Below are 18,903 nucleotides of genomic sequence, written 5' to 3'. Positions count from 1 at the left end.
TCAGCTAAATCTGCGTGAAAAAAAATAAAATGAACACATTCAAATCTATTTTTGAGCAATATAACTGGGATGAAATTCAAACCAAAATATATAAAATCACATCAAAAGATGTTGAGCGGGCTCTCGCTAAAAACAAAAGAAATCTTGATGATTTTTTAGCACTGATTTCGCCTGCCGCACAATCTTATTTAGAGCAAATGGCACAGCAATGTCATGAACTTACAATGAAACGTTTTGGTAAAACCATTCAAATGTATGCGCCGTTGTATTTAAGCAATGAATGCCAAAACATCTGCACTTATTGCGGTTTTAGTTTGGATAATAAAATCAAAAGAAAAACACTTTCTGATGCCGAAATAAAACTTGAAGCCGAGGCACTAAAAAATAGCGGTTTCGATCATGTTTTATTAGTTACCGGAGAAGCCAATTATGCTGTAAACATCAATTATTTTATAAACGCTATTGAACTTATCAAAAATCAGTTTTCGATTATTTCAGTTGAAGTGCAGCCACTTTCGGTTGAAGAATATCAGCGTTTACACCAAGCCGGTGTTTATTCTGTTTTGGTTTATCAGGAAACATATCATCAGGAAGTTTATAAAAAATACCATACGAAAGGCAAAAAGTCAAATTTTGATTATCGATTAGATACGCCCGACAGAATAGGAAATGCCGGAATTCATAAAATTGGGTTAGGGGTTTTGTTAGGTTTGGAAGACTGGCGTACGGATAGTTTTTTTAATGCGCTCCATATCGATTATCTTCAGAAAAAATACTGGAGAACAAAATACTCGGTTTCTTTTCCAAGGTTACGTCCAGCCGAAGGAATTATCGAACCTAATTTTATTATGGATGACAAAGATCTGACACAGCTCATTTGTGCGTATCGTTTGTGGAATGAAGATTTGGAAATTTCGATTTCAACAAGGGAAAATGAAAAATTCAGGAATAATATCATTCCTATTGGCGTTACAAGCATGAGTGCAGGCTCTAAAACAAATCCCGGCGGCTATGTTGTGGATCCGCAATCTCTGGAACAATTTGAAATCAGTGATGAACGCTCAGCTGCTGAAATTTCACAAATCATAAAAAACGCAGGCTATGAACCTGTCTGGAAAGACTGGCACGAGGCATATAGTCGAAAGTTTGAAAGTCTAAAGTCATAAAGTCTTTCACTTAATACAATACGCTTTCGACTTTGAGCTTTCGACTTTCAAACTTTAAGACTAAAATAATGAGCATTATCAAGGAATTCCTTCGTTACAACAGGCAAACCATACTTCCTGAAATTGGAGATGAAGGTCAGGAAAAAATTAAAAATGCAAAAGTACTGGTTATTGGCGCAGGAGGTTTAGGTTGTCCGGTTTTGCAATATCTTTCAACTGCAGGTGTTGGAACTATTGGTGTTGTAGATTTTGATACTATCGAAATCCATAATCTTCATCGCCAGATTTTATACACAGAAGATCAGGTTGGTTTTTCTAAAGCTTCTACAGCCAAAAAGGTGCTTATGAAGTTAAATCCGTTAATAAACGTAATTGCTTTTGAGGAAAAACTGACTGTAGAAAATGCTTCTCTGCTTATTCAGGGTTTTGACATAATTGTAGACGGTTCTGATAATTTCAAAACCCGTTATTTAGTCAATGATACTTGTGTAGATTTGAGTAAAACGCTTGTTTACGGAAGTATCCTGAAATTTGAAGGACAAATTGCTGTTTTTAATCATAACGGAGGTAAAAACCTGCGTGATTTATTCCCTGAAATGCCGGATCCGAAAGATGTTCCAAATTGTAACCTGAATGGTGTTTTAGGAACTTTGCCCGGAATTATCGGCAATATGATGGCACACGAAACCTTAAAACTTATTTTAGAATTACCAGCTTTAAAAAATGAACTGCTTCTTTTTGATACTTTAAACTGGAATTTTAAAAAGCTGACTTTTTAAAAAACAACTGCATCCCCTACACTAATAATACCTGAATTTAAGCTCACAATATTAGTCCCAAATAAAACAGAATTATTTACATTTCTGTATTTACTTAATGTTTTCAGAGGTTCTTTTTTTACAACTGCCTTCTCCGGATCATTATTAACCATAATGCATCTTCCGCAGGGTTTTACATTTTTGAACTGAATTTCTCCTATTTTAAAAGTATTGAAATCATCTTCTTCATGAGGATTTTCAGTACTGATTACTATGTTTGGGCGAAATCTTTTAACCGTGATTTTTTCATCTAGTTTATCATTAAGAAAATCCATGCTTTTTGTCCCAACAAGTAAATAAGGGTATCCATCGGCGAGACTTACATTGTAAGTTTCCTTAGATCTGGAACTTTCGTGTTTACGGTCGCCAATTTTATTGATTCTGACTAATTTACATGCAAAACCTAGATGTTTGCTAAACCATTCAGATGTTGATTTACTTACTTCCGTAACTTCTGTTTTATCTTCCCAGACATTGGTTTCTATTGGAATTTTCAAATCTTCATCTATAGAAAATTCATGTTTATCATTTTCAAAAGTGATACTTATTTTACCCTCTGAAATCTGCGGATAAAACTGGCTCATTATAGGGTATTCTCTTTGCGTAACATGCAGATTATCTTCATTAATCAACATCCATCGGCGATCATTTTCAAATCCCATTTCTTCTGCTAAAGCTGTTTGACAGCTTATTCCTGCCAGACTTTTTATCGGGTAGATATAAATTTCTTTTACAACATGAATGGTATTCATTTTACTCACTTTTTAAAATAGACATAAACTCTTCACGGTCAATTTCGCAACAGCCCAAACTTTCCAAATGAGGATTATAAACCTGACAATCCAATAATTTATAATTTCCTTTTCTTAAATATTCAACCAAAGCAATGAAAGCTACTTTTGATGCATTTGAAACTTTAGAAAACATACTTTCTCCGCAGAAAACATGCCCTAAATCAATTCCGTATAAACCGCCGACCAAAACCTCATCCTGCCAGACCTCAACTGATTTTGCAATTCCTTTTTCGTGAAGGTTACAATACGCATCAATCATATCGTTAGAGATCCACGTTCCGTTCTGTCCTTCGCGTTTTATTTTTTGGCAATTCGAAATTACGTCTTTAAAGTTTTGATTAAAAGTAACTTTAAATATTTTTTTATTCAAAACGGCACGCATACTTTTTGAGACAATCAATTCGTCTAAAAACAAAACCATCCTCGGATCCGGTGACCACCAAAGTATAGGTTCTCCTTCATTAAACCAGGGAAAAATACCGCTTTTGTATGCCAGCTGTAAACGCTCCGGACTTAAATCTCCTCCAATGGCAAGAATCCCTTCTTCATCTGCTTCTGAAACTGCCGGAAAAAATAAGTCTTTTGATAAATAATGCATTTTTTAAAATAATCAATAATTAATTTAAAATTCCAATATTGAAATTCTAAATTCCAATTCTTAGAAATGACTAATTGCTCAAAAACAAAATTCCAAATCCCAAAACACAGTAATGAATTGGAATTTGGAATTTTTATATTGTTTTTTTAAACTCTTAGAACGGTAAATCGTCCGGTTCGTCTTCGTTTAAGTTTGTAGCCGGAGCAAAAGCTTCTGCTGCTGGCATTGGAGGTGTTTGTGAAGGTGCTTCGTTACCTACTCTTTCGATTCTCCAACCCTGAATACTATTAAAATATCTGGTTTCTCCTTGTGGGTTAACCCATTCTCTTCCTCTTAAATTGATAGAAACTTTTACTGCCTCTCCTTGCTTATAGCTACTCAATAAATCGCATTTATCCTGTGTAAATTCGATTAAAATGTGTTGTGGGTACTGCTCATCTGTAGTAACAACCAATTCTCTTTTTTTGAATGAGGCACTAACTTGTTGCTCAGGGTTAACCACTTTTACTTTTCCTATAACTTCCATCTTCTTTCTATATTAATTATTTGATTCTATTCTTATTTTTTTGCTAAAAGCACTTTCCAGGCCGACTCAACATCATCATTATTCAGATATTTTTTAGCTTCCAGGTGTATTTTTTCCTGGTCATCGGAGCTCAAAACTCCTTTTACAGAAAAATTTTCTTTCACAAATATACTAACTTCTTCCATTGTAGGCAAGGCTTCAATGTTACCTAATTTTCCAAGATCATTTCCGTTAAATACGGGGCTTTCTTTGATAAAATTCGGAATTACATCTACTCCAACTCCTAAGGTGGTTAGTGGTTTAGGCACTTCAAAAAGTCCTTCGCTTGATCTTGAATACCAGTTACTTCCTAATCTTGAAACCAAATCTATTTTGTGCTGATCGATTGCTCCGTTTTCATCTAAAACTGATTCGTGGATATGCATTTTCACGACTTCACATAAGACTAAATTTCCTGCTCCCCCTTCTGTTCCCAACGGAATAATTTGTGTGACTTTGCATTCAAATTGTACCGGAGATTCTTTTACGCGATATGGTTTTACCAAATCTGAAGGAATTTGTGTCAGGCCGGCTTTTATAAATTCGTTTACCCCTTCTGCATATTCTGTGCTTGCCAATGATGTTTGCTGTACCAGATCATAATTAACAACATTTATGACCACTTCGCCTGTTGCTTCAACATTAATCAGTGTGTGCTTAACCGTGTTGTCGCGTACACGTCTTGCAGGTGAAAAAACTAAAATTGGCGGATTAGCGCTAAAAACATTAAAAAAACTAAATGGCGACAAATTCGGAATTCCTTTTTCGCTAATTGTACTGGCAAAAGCAATAGGTCTCGGCCCTATGGCACTTTGTAAATAACCATGTAATTTTGCTGTTGGTATTTCTTTAGGGTTAATGCTAATCATAATTTTTCCTTTTTAACCAAATCTCATTTTGGCAACTACAAAAGTATAGAAATCGATTAAGCGAAAGAAATAGTTTTAGATTTAAAAACAAAAAATCTTTTGGAGCATTACAAAATATTAAATGTGTTTATTTCGTTATATTTATACCTCAAAAATTAATATATGTTTTTTTCTGAAAGAAGAAATACTACCCGTTGGATTATCATCAGCATCTCCTTTTTAATCATTTCTCTAATTCTCTGGAATACCTATACCTTTTTCCAGATTTTTAAAAATGAGGAAAGGATAAAAATGAAACTTTTGGCAAATGCGCAAATCGCATTAATCAATGCTGATGAAAATACAGATCTTGAACTGCCACTTCAGATTTCAAGCAACAACACTTCTATACCGGTAATCCTGACGATGTATGACAAGATCCTTACAACGAGAAATGTCCCGGAATCCATTTTGCAGGATGAGAAAAAGTCTATGGCTTTTTTGAGAAAGCTGCAAAATGAAAATGAACCTATTGTCTTTGAATATTCTCCCGGAAAATATCAAAAACTGTATTATGGAAATTCGGCATTACTAAATAAACTTAAATATTATCCTGTTGCTTTATTGCTGATTATATTTTTGTTTGGTGCTTTGATTTATAATTTTTACAAAAGCACTAAAATGGCGACGCAAAATAAACTTTGGGCCGGAATGGCAAAAGAAACTGCGCACCAGATTGGCACGCCATTGTCTTCACTAATCGGCTGGATTGAAATTTTAAAAACCGAAGAAATTGATCAGTCTATTACAGTAGAAATTGAAAAAGATGTTGACCGACTGCAAACTATTACGGACCGTTTTTCAAAAATAGGGTCTGTTCCTGTTTTAGGAGCCCATGATATTATTGCAGAGACATTCAATACATACGAATATTTGCAATCGCGTTTTTCTAAACAGGTTGCCTTCTCCTATCTGGCCCCAAAAGACCCGATTTTAGCTTATATCAATCCGACATTATACAGCTGGACTATAGAAAATCTGGTTAAAAATGCAATTGATGCAATGAAAGGAAAGGGTATTTTGGAACTTAAAATTGAACAGGATCTCAAGCATGTAAAAATAACTGTAAAAGATTCAGGCACCGGAATTCCAAAGAATCAATTTAAAACTATTTTTGAACCGGGCTTTACCACAAAAAAACGTGGATGGGGACTGGGACTTTCTTTAACCAAAAGAATTGTTGAGGAATATCATTACGGAAAAATAAAAGTTTTGCATTCTGAATTAGGCAAAGGAACTACTTTTCAGATTCAGTTAAATAAAAAAGTGCAGTAAAACAATTTACTGCACTTTTAATATGATCTCAAAACAAACTATAAATTCGCCTGAATATTTTTTGCCAAAACTTCAAATTCTTCTTTAGAAAGTGAAACTTTATTATGAAAACGCATTTCGTCCATTTCATTCAATGGAATCAAATGTACGTGTGCATGAGGAACTTCTAAACCTACAACAGCCATTCCAATTCTTTTGCATGGAACTGTTTTTTCCAAAGCAGCTGCAATTTTCTTAGAAAACTTCATTAGTCCTAAATACTGTTCGTCATCCATATCAAAAATCTTATCGATTTCCTGTTTTGGAATACAAAGTGTATGTCCTTTTGCATTTGGATTTACATCTAAGAAAGCCAAATACTTATCGTCTTCGGCAATTTTGTAAGCCGGAATTTCTCCGTTGACTATTCTTGTAAATATTGACATTGTATGCTCTTTTATTTGATTAATTAATCTCTTGAGATTTCAAGAATTTCAAATTTCAAAACACCATTTGGCACAGTGATTTCTGCTACTTCTCCAACAGACTTTCCAAGTAACCCTTTTCCAATAGGAGATGTTACCGAAATTTTTCCGGTTTTAAGATCTGCTTCACTTTCTGCAACCAATGTATATTTCATTTCCATTCCATTGCTTTGGTTCTTAATTTTTACATTAGAAAGTACCAAAACTTTAGAAACATCAAGTTGTGATTCGTCTATTAATCTTGCATTTGAATATACCTCTTCTAATTTAGCAATTCTCATTTCTAATAATCCCTGCGCTTCCTTAGCAGCATCATATTCTGCATTTTCAGATAAATCTCCTTTGTCTCTTGCCTCCGCTATATCCTGAGATGCCTTTGGACGCATTACACTTTTCAAGTGGTCTAATTCATCTTTTAGCTTTTTTAATCCTTCTGCTGTATAATAAGATACTTTACTCATAACTTCATCGTTTATATAAATACAAAAAATCCCATCGCGACGGGATTTTCTTACTACAAATATACTATAATTTTTTATAGTACATAATTATATGTTAATCATATAGAATTGAAATGTAAATAATTTAATTTTGTTTAACTAATTCATATTAAAATAATGAAAAAAATCTGGCTTTTAACCCTGCTTGTCTGTACACTTTTATCTTGTAGCGACAGTAACAATAGTAGCAAGAATCCGAATATCCCAAATTATTCTGTAAGCGCTTATATTAACACGAACCTGCCGGCTTATAACAAACTTTTGTATCCCAGTAATCCTGTTTTTGTACCAAATTATGGTGCAAAAGGTTTAATTGTCATGATGACCGGACCGGGAACTTATACGGCTTTTGATGCTGCCTGTCCAAATCAGCCATTAAATTCCTGCACTGCGATGACTATTGACGGAATTAATGCTGTGTGTTCCTGTGACAAAAGCACCTATAGTCTATATACCGGGATTGGCGATAAAGAATATCCAATGAAACAATACCGTGTAGAAGCAAGCGGAAGCGTGATTCATGTTTATAACTAAAAATAAAAAAGCCTGAAAGTTTTAAAATTTTCAGGCTTTTTTATTTTTTAGAATTTCAAAGTTAATCCCAGTAGAAAGTTAGTTCCGGCCTGAGGATAGTAGTATGGGTATACATCCCACATGGCTCCATTTGAAACGTACTTCTTATCTAAGAAATTATTCACTAAACCTGTTACCATAATGGATTTAAAAATAGTCTTAGGTTTTATTTCGAAGGAAACATTAAAATCATTTACAAAATAATCTGCCAGTTTTGCTTCCGGCAATTCGATATTATTCATGTATTGCTCACCTACAAATTTTTGCAATAATGAAAAATGTAAATTCTGAATTGGACTATATACAATAATATTTCCTGCAATAACCGACGGAGAATAAGCAATGTCTTTTGTTCCATAATTCTCTCCTTCAACAGCCAAATCAACATTTTTATTACTGCTCAGAGTAAAGTTCGGACGCAAGATAAATTTTTCTGAAAGTGAAATCGTTGCATCAACCTCAAGCCCTAAACGGTAACTTTTTTCACTGTTTGAACGAATTGGTGCTCCAACATCATCCAGTCTTCCGGTTAAAATTAGCTGGTCTTTGTATGCCATATAATAGAAGTTGGAATTTAACTGAAATTTCTCTGAATTAAATCTCCATCCTAACTCAAAATCATTTAGTTTTTCCGGCTTTACATTTCCGCCTTCATAATCGGTTCTGTTTGGTTCGCGGTTAGCTCTTGCATAAGAGAAATACAAAGTGTTTTTTTGATTGATTTCAAAGTTCAAACCTGCTTTTGGATTAAAGAAATTAAAATCATCATCTACCAAACCAGTTTCAATACTATTCGCTTTATAAGTCACTCTTCTAAATTGTAAATCTCCGTAGAAACTTAATTTTTCTGTCAGCTGATAATTTGCTTTCGTAAAAATATTACCATCTGTCTTAGCCGAATAATCATCATAATAATGATCCCCCAACTCTGATTGAGAAGCATTTCTTGCCCAGATTACTTTTCCGAAATGGTCGCCTTCATATTTATTCCAGCCTCCTCCAAAAATAACATCCAGTTTTTCATTTTTGTATTTTGCAGAAAAAGTGGTTCCGTAAAAATCATTGTCTAACCATTTTTGGCGCACCAAATCTGTCGTTGTTATTAACCCGACAGGAAGCAGGCCATAATCGGCCATCTCAGCATCTTCCTTATAATTTTCGTAATATCCTTTTCCTTTGGTATAATGAAATGCTAAATTAGTACTCCAGTTATCAGATACAGACTCACTCCAGTGCAATTGATAATGATCTTGTTGATAATTATCGGTTTCATTGTCATAAAAACGTGTATTTCCAGCCTCATCAGTAAACATTCCTGCAGAGTTGAAAGTTCGATTTTCATTTAAAGTTACGGCATCAATACCATTCCATGACTGATATGTTTTTTCTGTTCCTCCAAAAACCAGTGCTTTTATTAAAGTCGTTTTACCAACGTAAGTTCCTTGTAGAAAATAAGATTTTAAATCAGAACTTGCTCTGTCAATATAACCATCCGATTTTATAGTTGACAAACGTCCTGCAAGTTCAAAATGATCGTTTAATAAACCTGTACTAAATTTTACAGTATGTTTATGAGAATTAAAACTTCCGAAAGAATTCGAAATTTCTCCATTTGCTTTAGACGCATAATTATCGGTAAGCATATTTAAACTTGCTCCAAAAGCTCCGGAACCATTTGTTGATGTTCCTACGCCTCGTTGTAATTGCAGACTTTCTACAGAAGAAGCAAAATCGGGCATGTTTACCCAAAAAGTTCCCTGGCTTTCTGCATCATTGTACGGGATTCCGTTTATGGTAACGTTAACCCTTGTCGCATCACTTCCACGAACCCTGATTCCGGTGTAACCTATTCCGCCTCCGGCATCAGATGTTGTAACAACAGATGGAAGATAATTCATAAGTATTGGAATATCCTGACCAAGATTTCTAAATTTAATATCTTTTTTGTCCATATTGCTAAACGAAACAGGCGTTTTTGTCGTAGCACGAACCGCAGAAACCAAAACCTCATCAAGTGAATTCACTTTTGTAGAATCTTGCTCCTGTGAAAAAGAGAATAGAGAATAGAATAAAGAAAACAGAGTAAAGAAAATAGATATTCGGTTCAACTTAGAACCTTTGTAACTTAGTACCTCAGCACCTTTAAAAAATGTTTTCATCCGTAAAAAAATTTACGAATAAAAGGGGGAATTATTCTTTTGTTAAATTAATAAATGTGTTTCTTACGACAAGATATAGTGTGCACGCTAACAATTGTCGTTTTTTCCCTTAGCAACATTACTCGCTCAGGTTCTTTGGGTATGATCTCAGCTCGTTATTTGGAGCACCCCTTTGAGACAGGACAAATGTAATGTGTTAAATTCCAAAAAACAAATTCCAAATTCCAAAAACTCAGTTTCACAACAATCTTTTTGGAATTTGGGATTTAATCTAAGTTTGGCTTTCTTCGGGATTGTTTTATTTCAGAGATATTCTTTTTATCCTTAATCCTTTTTTTGATTACAGATTTTGGAATTTTAGTCGCTTTTCTGACTTTAGGTACATAAAGTCCTTTTTTGATTAGTTCTAAAAATCGTTTCGTAACAATATCTTTATTTTTAAGCTGACTTCTGTCTTCATCACAATTTAAAATCAGAATATCTTCTGAAGTAAAACGTGTTGCGAGATTTGTTTTCAAAAGCAATTTCTCTTCTTCAGTTAAGGATTGCGAAGCATTCAGATCAAAGGACAAAACTACCTTTGAAGATACTTTGTTTACATTTTGTCCGCCGGCGCCACTGCTCCTTACAGCTTTGAAATTTAATTCTGATATGATTTTTTCGATATCCATTATTGTGGCTGATGCGCTGGTTTTAATAAATCGTTAACCGTTTTTACGGGATTGAATGTTATCAGCGGAACAGCAACAAAAATGGTAAGCCAGTTTGCCATAGATCCGTTCCATAAACCCGGTAATTCATAACTTCTGACTGTTTTTCCGTCAACGCTTTTCTCTACGATAAATCCGGCTTTCTGATCTACAAATTGTTGCAAATCAAACTTTTCATTCTTATAGTTTTTTATACCGCAAACCAGATCGACAGGATTAAAATGAGTTGCTTCTGTCAAAATCTGCTTTTGCTTCTGATTGGATAAATCTACCTGAGATGTTTCTACTATCTGGAGTGAAACTTCTCCTTTATTATTCATTACCCAAAATGGTCCCCCTCCAGGCTCTCCTTCATTTTTAACCATTCCACAAACTCGAATTGGCCTGTCTAATAATTCTTTAAGTTTAATTATTTTGTTCTCTATGGTAAATTTATTAAAATCCTTAGTGATTTCTGTATTTAGATGTTCTTTTAGAAACAAAACAATTTCTGATATTTCGTCTTGTTGAATTTCGTCTTTTTCAATCGCTTTTAAATATCCAAAAACCTTTTGCTGCATTGTAATTAAAATTCCTGCCAATGCTTTTTTGTACAATGTAATTTGATCAATATGGTTTTGAATTACATTATCAATATTTTTTATAAAAATTATATCTGCCTCAAGTGCATTCAAATTCTCAATTAAAGCTCCGTGCCCGCCAGGTCTGAAAACTATAGCATTATTATTATCGCGAACAATTTTATTTTTGGCATCAACAGTTATAGAATCTGTCTTTTTGCTCTGATAGGAATATGTCGTATTGATTTGGGTTCCCGATGCTTTTTCTATTTTTTCTTTAAGTGCTGTAACAGCTTCTTCAAATAAAACCTGATGAGCCTCTGACACGGTAAAATGCAAATTAGAAATTTGATTTGCAGTGGCATAATGAAGACATTCGTTTAAATGTTCTTCTATCGGGTTGGCAATATGAGTCTTATATTCATGAAATGGCAAAACCGCTTTTGGCTTGTTAGCAAAATCAAAATAGTCTGAAGACAACAATAGTTTTATGAAATAATAGTTTTTGTAATCTCTGTCTAAAGATTCAAAATCAGGATAAATCTCTCTTAGCTTTTTATCTACTGCTTTAAAAAACGGGAATTTCTCCATTGCCACTATAAAAATAGGAAGTTCACTGTCTTGCTTTCTATTTCTGTAAGCGTTTATGGTTTCTTTATTAATGTTAAAATCATTTAAAAAAGCAGTCAGAAACTTAAACATTCTGCTTGCTGCTCCAGAAGCCGGAACAAACTTTTTCAATTTTAATTTTGATTTTTCCAGATCGTAAAAAGCTGCTTTCTCTTCAAACTCAGATTGGGACAAACTTAAAATACCATTATTTATGGTAGCCGGACTAATTAAATTACTTTTTGCAATACCTTTCTTAAAAGCTTTTAATTGCCTTAAAACATTTTCAAAAGAGACTCCATGTTTATAAATTTCAACAAAATCAGCAGAAGTAAAACCTTTCTCTTTCGCTATTGTCAAATTATCGATAATGGATACAGCCTGTGCCAGACGACTTTCTTTATTTCCCGAAAGGGTTATAAACGGTTTCTGTGTATTTATTAAAGTTTCTTTAAAAGTAGAAAACACCGTTTCGCGTCCGTCAGGAGTATCCCTGATATCATCTTTTTCCCAAGGAACATCAATATCAGTCAAAAAAACGAGGTCGTATTCATGTTGTGATGCAGCTTCATCTAAAAGCGGATCGCAAAAACCATAGTATATTTCAGAAAAAACCTTTGTAACCATTAAATTAGTATCACAAAACAGGTATTTTTTTGCAGTATCAAGTTTTTCGTTTTCGAGCGCAGTTTGTCCGAAAGCAATAGGCAGCATGTCATCAGCCACACAAATATGCTGATTCTCTTCCCATTTTTCCTGCAAATAATCGCGTGCAAACTCAGGAACCCATTCCGTTTCGTAATAGTCCGCGAGTTGTTTTGCCAAAGTTGTTTTTCCTGTACTTTCAGGCCCAAATAAAGCAATTTTTATTATTGATGTTTTTTGTTGTCTAAGATTTTTCTCCATTCTAAATAAGCTGAAATAGCCAAAATTGTAAAAATTAAATATTGAAGCGACAACATTCCTAAGCCACGATAGGCATAAAGAGGCACAACAATAATATCACCAATAATCCAAAGTGTCCAGTTTTCGATTTTTTTCCTGGCCATGTACCACATTCCCGCAAAAAATATCCCTGACGAAATCATATCGACATAATTGTCATTTTTGATTTCATAATCAAAATATTTATAAATCCCGAAAACTACAAAAATGGTCACAAAGAACAGTAGGATTCCGATTATTTTTTCATTAAAATTCGTTCTTGTAATCGGCAGGTTATCTTCAACTGTTCCTCCTTTTGCCCACACATACCAGCCATAAATACTCATAATAGAAAAATATCCATTAATAATCATATCTCCAATGTAGCCGGCAACATACAAAAGGTAAACTGAAATAACGGTTGCGATTAAACCGGTTGGGTACACCCAAATATTTTCTTTTTTGGCAAACCATACACTCAAAATTCCGCACACAAATACCAAGAATTCTAAAGCAATATGCCAAAGAGGAGCATTTTTATAACTTTCCAGAAAAAAATCTATCATAAACTGGTTTTAAAAAATTTAAGATTCAAAAAATTGGCTGTTATTTTCAAATGCTGTTCCTATCACCACCAAATCTGCGCCTGCTTTGTAAGCCTCCTGAATGCCTTGCAAATCTACAATTCCTCCTCCAACAATTATCGGAATTTCAACATTTTGCGCAATTAGCCTAATCATTTCTACGGGAACAGAATGCTTTGCACCACTCCCTGCTTCCAGATAAATTAATTTATTTCCTAACATTTCTCCTGCTTGTGCAGTTGCCAGCACCAAATCAAGGTTTTCACGATTTAATGGCTCTGTTTTACTGACTCTTGCCACTGCTGTTTCATTACCGCTTTCTATTAAAATATATCCTGTCGAAATAATCTCTAAATTTGTTTTTCTTAAAATTGGTGCCGCTTGTACCTGATACTCTATTAAATAATCAGGGTTACGTCCGGACAAAAGGGACAAAAACAAAATAGCATCGGCCTGCGGTGAAATCTGCGAAGGATCTCCCGGAAATATAATAACAGGCAAATTTGTTTTTTGTTTTAATTCCGCAATTAATTCTTCTAAAATTGTAGCCTTAACAATACTTCCGCCCACAAAAACATGAGTTGCCGGAGATTGATTTATCTTAAGCAAAAGGTCTTCTAAATTCTCCCAAACAATTTTATCCGGGTCCAAAAGTATAGCCAGAAGCTTTTTACTTTCGTTTTTAGCCTTGACAATCTGCTGATATATATGCGGTATTTGTGGTCTCATAATCGGGCGTAAAAGTAAAAGTTTTTTAATGCAGAAGAACTATATGGAATGAATTATATTTGTCTAAAGGCTTTTGATAACCAAAAAGACAAATTATGATTACAACTGATCTGTTGGAAAAATACGGTGCAGTAAAAAAATATTTCCCTAAAAACGAAATTATTTTTGAAGAAGGGAATCTCCCTACACATTACTATCAGATTGTTTCGGGCGAAGTAAAAATGAATAATTATAATGATGACGGACGGGAATTTATTCAGGGGATTTTTTATAAAGACCAGTCTTTTGGCGAGCCTCCATTATTCTTAAATCAAAAATATCCTGCTAGTGCTGTTTCGGTTGAAGATGCTCAGGTTTTGTATCTTTCAAAATCAAATTTCATGAAACTTCTTGAGGAAAATCCCGCGATAAGCATTAAAATAATCGAAAACTTAGCCCAGCGTTTGTATTATAAGTCGGTTATGGCTGCAGAAATGTCTACACAGGAACCGGAGCATCGGGTATTAAAATTGATTGACCACGGAATTGCTTATTTTAATTTTAAAAAAGATCAGAATGGTTATCTCATCAATTTTACCAGACAACAGATTGGCGACCTGACAGGTTTGCGTGTAGAAACTGTTATCAGGACTATTAAATCACTGGAAAAAAAAGGTGTCTTAAAAATAATAAACAGAAAAGTATACCGCTAAAAAAGTTCTTGCTTTATGATTTAAGTCATAAAACCTTAGTGTGCTATGGTGGTAAATTTGCTACTATAAAACACTATATATCATGACACTTTATAACACAACATTCGAAAATTTCAACAAAAGTTACATTGGTTCTGCTACAATGGCAGTAATTGGACAAAGCTGTTTAGGCGCAACCGCAGCAATGTTTGTATTGTCTAACGGAACATCAGTAACACAAATGATTCAATTGGCAATAATTGTATTTACTAATATGTTTGCAAACACATCAATTCTTGCGCAAATGAGCCATAAAACAGTTTTTAATTTAATCCTGACAAGTGTATTTTTCAGCATTTTGTTCATCGTTTTAAATAACACATTAATATGAAAAAGCAAATAGAAAACAGAGCTGACATCGAAGTTCTGGTTCATTCCTTTTATGCTAAAATAAGAGCCGATAAGGAAATCGGCTTTTATTTTAATACTATGATAAAAGACTGGGACGCTCATCTGGAAAAACTAACCGATTTTTGGGAAACCAATTTGTTTGCCGTAAAAAAATATAAAGGAAATCCGCATGCGGTTCACAATGAAGTTGATGAACATTTTGAGGGTAAAATAACGTCAAACGAATTCGGAATCTGGCTTAACTACTGGTTTCAGACTTTAGAAGAACATTTTGAAGGCGAAAATGTAGAAACCCTTAAAAGACGTGCCAGAAAAATGGGAACTTTTCTTTTTGTGAGTATGTTTGAGCATCGCAAGAAAGAAAGCGAAGTTTAAATTTTTAACCCGTTACTGCAAGCAAAGTATGTTATTTGAGTAAACGAGAAATCACATACCTTGTGTTAATGCGGAAATTTTGAATTTATTTTTCAAAAGCAAAAACCAGAGTAAATTTATCTTCAGAATTCTCTGATTGTATTTCCTTATAATGTACCTCAAAATCTTTAACCAGATTATCAAAATGAAGGCTGGCATCAGTTTGGGATTCTTCCAAAGAAAAAGGCTCAATCTGAATATGATCTTTAAAACTTATTCCTTTCTCGTTTCTGATTTTAAAGATTGCTTCTTTTGCACCCCAGATCACCGTTAATTTTTTAATGTATTCCTCAGAAAAATCAGGCTGCAGGTATTTGCATTCATAGTCCGTAAATTTATCTCCAATACGGATGATTTTTTCACGCTGTAATTCCATATCAATTCCAACCGTTTCATTGCTGATAATTATGGCTGCAAAATGATAGGAATGTGTTATAGAAATATAATTATGACAATCAAAATAAGGTTTCCCAAACTCATCATAGTGCAAATCCTTATCTGTAAAACCCATTTCCTGAATCAGCATCCGAACACTCAAAAAGGCACGCTGATGCATTTCAGATTTCATCCCGTTTAATCTCAGTTGCGTTTTTTCTTTTAAGACAACTTTGCTTCTCAGTTCGTCAAAAGATTCTGTTATTTCCCAAATTAAAATTCGGGTATTTTCATTGCATTGTATAGTCTGAAATAGAGGCATTTTTTTTAATTATGAATTTGTGAATGGTTAATTATAAATTATGCGTGGTATAATTTAAACCATATAAGTCATTTAAGAAAATATAACTGCAGGTTTAAAATGCATTAGTAAATATAAGCAATTCGTAGGAAAGGCACTGGTTTAAGAATCTTTTTTAAATGAACTTATATAACTTATATGGTCTAAAAAAGCATTCCACACAATTCTTTTTGAAATGAACATATATCACTTATATGGTTAAAATCGTTTTTCAAACTAATGTTCTAAAGATTAAGAAATTAAAGATTTCACAAATCTTACAGAAATTAGTAAAATTCAAAAGCTATTCCTTAAATTTGCAAAAATTTTACAATACAAATATACTATAAATGAGTACAACGACTACGCCTTATGTGGCTTTCAAAGTAAAAGACATTTCTCTAGCGGCTTGGGGAAGAAAAGAAATTGAATTAGCTGAAGCTGAAATGCCAGGTTTAATGGCGCTTCGTGCTGAATATAAAGACGAACAACCTCTTAAAGGTGCTCGTATCGCCGGATGTTTACACATGACAATCCAGACTGCAGTTTTGATCGAAACTTTAATTGCCCTTGGTGCTGAGGTTACCTGGTCTTCTTGTAACATTTTCTCTACTCAGGATCAGGCTGCTGCTGCTATTGCTGCTGCCGGAATTCAGGTTTATGCCTGGAAAGGTCTTGACGAAGAGTCTTTTGACTGGTGTATTGAGCAAACTTTATTCTTTGGTGAAGACAGAAAACCATTGAACATGATTTTGGATGACGGTGGAGATTTAACTAACATGGTTATTGATCGTTTCCCGGAATTGGTTCCTGGAATTAAAGGTCTTTCTGAAGAAACTACAACTGGTGTTCACAGACTTTACGAAAGAGTAAAAGCCGGAACTTTACCAATGCCTGCAATCAATATTAATGACTCTGTTACTAAATCTAAATTTGATAACAAATATGGTTGTAAAGAATCTGCTGTAGATGCAGTTCGTCGTGCAACTGACTTAATGTTAGCTGGAAAAAGAGTTATCGTTTGTGGATATGGTGACGTTGGAAAAGGAACTGCTGCTTCTTTCAGAGGTGCCGGATCTATTGTAACAGTTACTGAAATCGATCCAATTTGTGCTTTACAAGCTGCAATGGACGGTTATGAAGTTAAAAAATTAAACACTGTAATTGCTAATGCTGATATCATCATTACCACTACAGGAAACAAAGATATCGTTCTTGGAGAGCACTTCGAGCAAATGAAAGACAAAACTGTTGTTTGTAACATTGGTCACTTCGATAACGAAATTGATATGGCCTGGTTAAACAAAAACCACGGTGCATCTAAAATCGAAATCAAACCTCAGGTTGACAAATATACAATCGCCGGAAAAGATATCATCATTTTGGCTGAAGGTCGTTTAGTAAACCTTGGTTGTGCTACAGGTCACCCAAGTTTTGTAATGAGTAACTCATTCACTAACCAGACTTTGGCTCAAATCGAATTATGGAAAAACAGTGCTGCTTACAACAATGACGTTTATATGTTACCAAAACATTTAGATGAAAAAGTAGCTGCTTTACACTTAGCTAAATTAGGTGTTGAATTAGAGACTTTACGTGACGATCAGGCTGCTTATATTGGAGTTCCAGTTGAAGGCCCATTCAAACCAGAATACTACAGATACTAAATCAATTTTAGAATTTAGAATTACATATTCAAACCCGACAGATTTTAAAAATCTGTCGGGTTTATTTTTTGTTTCAGGTTTCATGTTTCAAGTTGTACGAAAACCTGAAACTTGAAACTTGAAACCAAAAAAGAATCCCGGCGTGCCACCATCCCGATAAGAGGGCAAATTTACTTTACGCATATACGCCCTCTTATCGGGATCCTGTCGGGCTATCCGCGCTACTTCGGTAGCCTGCTCCTATCCCTCACGCTCACGTACATCAAAAACGATTTAATTTAACAAGACATTTGCAGGTTTTTTAGTTTATAACTTTAAATTTGAAATTAAAAGCCTTTTAAATTCAAAACAACCAAAATGATCGAGAAAATTATATGTGATATACACGGCTCAAAAGAAATGTCTTTTTCTTGTATTCACATTGCAATGGCAATAGACCAAAAAGAAAAAGTTGGTTTTTTCTATTCAGAAGCAGAAGAAGACCTCCCGCAAATTGCCTGGTGTGGAGAATGCGAACAATATCTTTTGGATAATGGAGAAGAATGGAATGATGCTTTTCAAAACCTGGCCGATTTTAAAATGTTATGCTCCGATTGTTTTGAAGAAGCAAAAAATAATGAATTAGAAATTCATATCAGATAAAAACGTTTCATGAAAAAGATTATTATCCTTTCTATATTTTTCATTCTAAATTGCTCAGTATTTGCCCAAAGCAACGATATCTGGCTTGCATTTTATGATAAAGACACTACACTAACCGGATTTAAAGATAAAGGTGGTAATATCAAAATCGAACCCAAATTTACAGGCTTTACAATTGCCCGTAAATTCGAAAATATAATTGCCGTTACCGAAGAAGAAAACGGAAAATGGAAGAGCTATTATTTAACTAAAACCGGAAAAATTACCGGTCGTGACAGTCTGTACGTTTTTGACAACGGCCCGGATTGCGAGAATGAAGGTTATATTCGATTTAAAGATTATAAAACAAATAAAATATTGTTGCTTTTTTGGAAAGCATTTGTTTTTTGAGCTTCTTTTTCTACCAAAAATTTTCCGTTGAAAACTCCTGTCGAACGATCAGAGAAA

The 18,903-nt window shown here is 34.1% G+C and carries 22 protein-coding genes and 1 pseudogene; 10 read left to right on the top strand and 13 right to left on the bottom strand.

The annotated features are described in order from the left end of the window. Nucleotides 1-29: 29 nt before the first annotated feature. On the top strand, nt 30-1,166 hold the full coding sequence (gene thiH, locus DCO46_RS12440) for a 2-iminoacetate synthase ThiH (protein ID WP_116752852.1): 1,137 nt from the start codon (nt 30-32) through the stop codon (nt 1,164-1,166). A 68-nt stretch (nt 1,167-1,234) separates the two neighbouring features. Beyond that, the gene (locus DCO46_RS12435; RefSeq protein ID WP_116752851.1) at nt 1,235-1,945 is read left to right on the top strand and encodes a HesA/MoeB/ThiF family protein; all 711 of its coding nucleotides are present in this window, start codon (nt 1,235-1,237) and stop codon (nt 1,943-1,945) included. Here the strand turns inward: DCO46_RS12435 and DCO46_RS12430 are convergent. The 4 genes from DCO46_RS12430 to DCO46_RS12415 all read right to left on the bottom strand — a co-directional run bounded on the left by DCO46_RS12430 (nt 1,942) and on the right by DCO46_RS12415 (nt 4,810). Then, a complete protein-coding gene (locus DCO46_RS12430; protein WP_116752850.1) occupies nt 1,942-2,736 on the bottom strand; it encodes an MOSC domain-containing protein in 795 nt (264 codons plus the stop codon). The genes DCO46_RS12435 and DCO46_RS12430 overlap by 4 nt on opposite strands. A gap of 1 nt (nt 2,737) precedes the next feature. After that, nucleotides 2,738-3,376 carry a leucyl/phenylalanyl-tRNA--protein transferase gene (gene aat, locus DCO46_RS12425; RefSeq protein WP_116752849.1) on the bottom strand — a complete coding sequence of 213 codons (639 nt, stop codon included), beginning with the start codon at nt 3,374-3,376 and terminating at the stop codon, nt 2,738-2,740. A 154-nt stretch (nt 3,377-3,530) separates the two neighbouring features. Further along, nucleotides 3,531-3,902 carry a DUF3127 domain-containing protein gene (locus tag DCO46_RS12420; RefSeq protein ID WP_116752848.1) on the bottom strand — a complete coding sequence of 124 codons (372 nt, stop codon included), beginning with the start codon at nt 3,900-3,902 and terminating at the stop codon, nt 3,531-3,533. Nucleotides 3,903-3,934: 32 nt separating this feature from the next. After that, nucleotides 3,935-4,810, bottom strand: a complete 876-nt coding sequence (locus DCO46_RS12415; protein WP_116752847.1) for a flavin reductase family protein — start codon at nt 4,808-4,810, stop codon at nt 3,935-3,937. A gap of 162 nt (nt 4,811-4,972) precedes the next feature. Here DCO46_RS12415 and DCO46_RS12410 point away from each other — a divergent pair, with 162 nt between their 5' ends. Beyond that, on the top strand, nt 4,973-6,124 hold the full coding sequence (locus DCO46_RS12410; RefSeq protein ID WP_116752846.1) for a sensor histidine kinase: 1,152 nt from the start codon (nt 4,973-4,975) through the stop codon (nt 6,122-6,124). A 38-nt stretch (nt 6,125-6,162) separates the two neighbouring features. Here the strand turns inward: DCO46_RS12410 and DCO46_RS12405 are convergent, their stop codons facing one another. Continuing rightward, complete coding sequence (locus tag DCO46_RS12405) at nt 6,163-6,549, bottom strand: HIT family protein (RefSeq protein ID WP_116752845.1); 387 nt, start codon at nt 6,547-6,549, stop codon at nt 6,163-6,165. 23 nt (nt 6,550-6,572) lie between these two features. Next, complete coding sequence (gene greA / locus DCO46_RS12400; protein WP_116752844.1) at nt 6,573-7,049, bottom strand: transcription elongation factor GreA; 477 nt, start codon at nt 7,047-7,049, stop codon at nt 6,573-6,575. Between the two features lie 156 nt (nt 7,050-7,205). Between greA and DCO46_RS12395 the strand changes: the two genes are divergently transcribed. After that, nucleotides 7,206-7,622, top strand: coding sequence for a hypothetical protein (locus tag DCO46_RS12395; protein WP_116752843.1), 417 nt, complete (start codon nt 7,206-7,208; stop codon nt 7,620-7,622). A gap of 47 nt (nt 7,623-7,669) precedes the next feature. Here the strand turns inward: DCO46_RS12395 and DCO46_RS12390 are convergent, their stop codons facing one another. From DCO46_RS12390 to DCO46_RS12370, 5 genes are all read right to left on the bottom strand, one after another. After that, nucleotides 7,670-9,820: a TonB-dependent receptor gene (locus tag DCO46_RS12390; RefSeq protein ID WP_116752842.1), complete on the bottom strand. Its 2,151-nt coding sequence runs from the start codon at nt 9,818-9,820 to the stop codon at nt 7,670-7,672. A 266-nt stretch (nt 9,821-10,086) separates the two neighbouring features. Further along, on the bottom strand, nt 10,087-10,491 hold the full coding sequence (gene arfB / locus DCO46_RS12385; RefSeq protein WP_116752841.1) for an alternative ribosome rescue aminoacyl-tRNA hydrolase ArfB: 405 nt from the start codon (nt 10,489-10,491) through the stop codon (nt 10,087-10,089). Continuing rightward, complete coding sequence (locus DCO46_RS12380) at nt 10,491-12,605, bottom strand: DUF4301 family protein (protein ID WP_116752840.1); 2,115 nt, start codon at nt 12,603-12,605, stop codon at nt 10,491-10,493. The genes arfB and DCO46_RS12380 overlap by 1 nt, the downstream gene beginning before the upstream one ends. Next, on the bottom strand, nt 12,569-13,189 hold the full coding sequence (gene pnuC / locus DCO46_RS12375) for a nicotinamide riboside transporter PnuC (RefSeq protein ID WP_116752839.1): 621 nt from the start codon (nt 13,187-13,189) through the stop codon (nt 12,569-12,571). The genes DCO46_RS12380 and pnuC overlap by 37 nt, the downstream gene beginning before the upstream one ends. An 18-nt stretch (nt 13,190-13,207) precedes the next feature. Next, nucleotides 13,208-13,936: a geranylgeranylglyceryl/heptaprenylglyceryl phosphate synthase gene (locus tag DCO46_RS12370; protein ID WP_116752838.1), complete on the bottom strand. Its 729-nt coding sequence runs from the start codon at nt 13,934-13,936 to the stop codon at nt 13,208-13,210. Nucleotides 13,937-14,031: 95 nt separating this feature from the next. Between DCO46_RS12370 and DCO46_RS12365 the strand changes: the two genes are divergently transcribed. The 3 genes from DCO46_RS12365 to DCO46_RS12355 all read left to right on the top strand — a co-directional run bounded on the left by DCO46_RS12365 (nt 14,032) and on the right by DCO46_RS12355 (nt 15,393). After that, nucleotides 14,032-14,628 (top strand): Crp/Fnr family transcriptional regulator, encoded by a 597-nt coding sequence (locus tag DCO46_RS12365; RefSeq protein ID WP_116752837.1) that lies wholly within the window; start codon nt 14,032-14,034, stop codon nt 14,626-14,628. 82 nt (nt 14,629-14,710) lie between these two features. Beyond that, entirely contained in the window at nt 14,711-14,998 is a 288-nt protein-coding gene (locus DCO46_RS12360) for a hypothetical protein (protein WP_116752836.1), read from the top strand. Beyond that, a complete protein-coding gene (locus tag DCO46_RS12355; protein WP_116752835.1) occupies nt 14,995-15,393 on the top strand; it encodes a group III truncated hemoglobin in 399 nt (132 codons plus the stop codon). Before DCO46_RS12360 ends, DCO46_RS12355 begins: the two co-directional genes overlap by 4 nt. Nucleotides 15,394-15,478: 85 nt before the next feature. Here DCO46_RS12355 and DCO46_RS12350 read toward each other — a convergent pair whose 3' ends face one another. Then, nucleotides 15,479-16,129, bottom strand: a complete 651-nt coding sequence (locus DCO46_RS12350) for a 4'-phosphopantetheinyl transferase family protein (protein WP_116752834.1) — start codon at nt 16,127-16,129, stop codon at nt 15,479-15,481. 368 nt (nt 16,130-16,497) lie between these two features. On the opposite strand from DCO46_RS12350, the gene ahcY reads away from it, so the two are divergent. The 3 genes from ahcY to DCO46_RS12335 all read left to right on the top strand — a co-directional run bounded on the left by ahcY (nt 16,498) and on the right by DCO46_RS12335 (nt 18,846). Next, nucleotides 16,498-17,814, top strand: a complete 1,317-nt coding sequence (ahcY, locus tag DCO46_RS12345; RefSeq protein ID WP_116752833.1) for an adenosylhomocysteinase — start codon at nt 16,498-16,500, stop codon at nt 17,812-17,814. A gap of 357 nt (nt 17,815-18,171) precedes the next feature. Beyond that, nucleotides 18,172-18,456, top strand: a complete 285-nt coding sequence (locus tag DCO46_RS12340; protein ID WP_116752832.1) for a hypothetical protein — start codon at nt 18,172-18,174, stop codon at nt 18,454-18,456. A 9-nt stretch (nt 18,457-18,465) separates the two neighbouring features. After that, nucleotides 18,466-18,846 carry a hypothetical protein gene (locus DCO46_RS12335; RefSeq protein ID WP_243416305.1) on the top strand — a complete coding sequence of 127 codons (381 nt, stop codon included), beginning with the start codon at nt 18,466-18,468 and terminating at the stop codon, nt 18,844-18,846. On the opposite strand, the pseudogene DCO46_RS12330 reads toward DCO46_RS12335, so the two are convergent. Then, a pseudogene (locus DCO46_RS12330) lies at nt 18,807-18,903 on the bottom strand (SufD family Fe-S cluster assembly protein); the annotation flags it as partial. The gene DCO46_RS12335 and the pseudogene DCO46_RS12330 overlap by 40 nt on opposite strands.

Source organism: Flavobacterium sp. HTF (genome assembly GCF_003105115.1).
GTDB lineage: Bacteria > Bacteroidota > Bacteroidia > Flavobacteriales > Flavobacteriaceae > Flavobacterium.
Note: the sequence above shows the minus strand (reverse complement) of the source record. Positions and strands in the feature narration are given on the sequence as shown.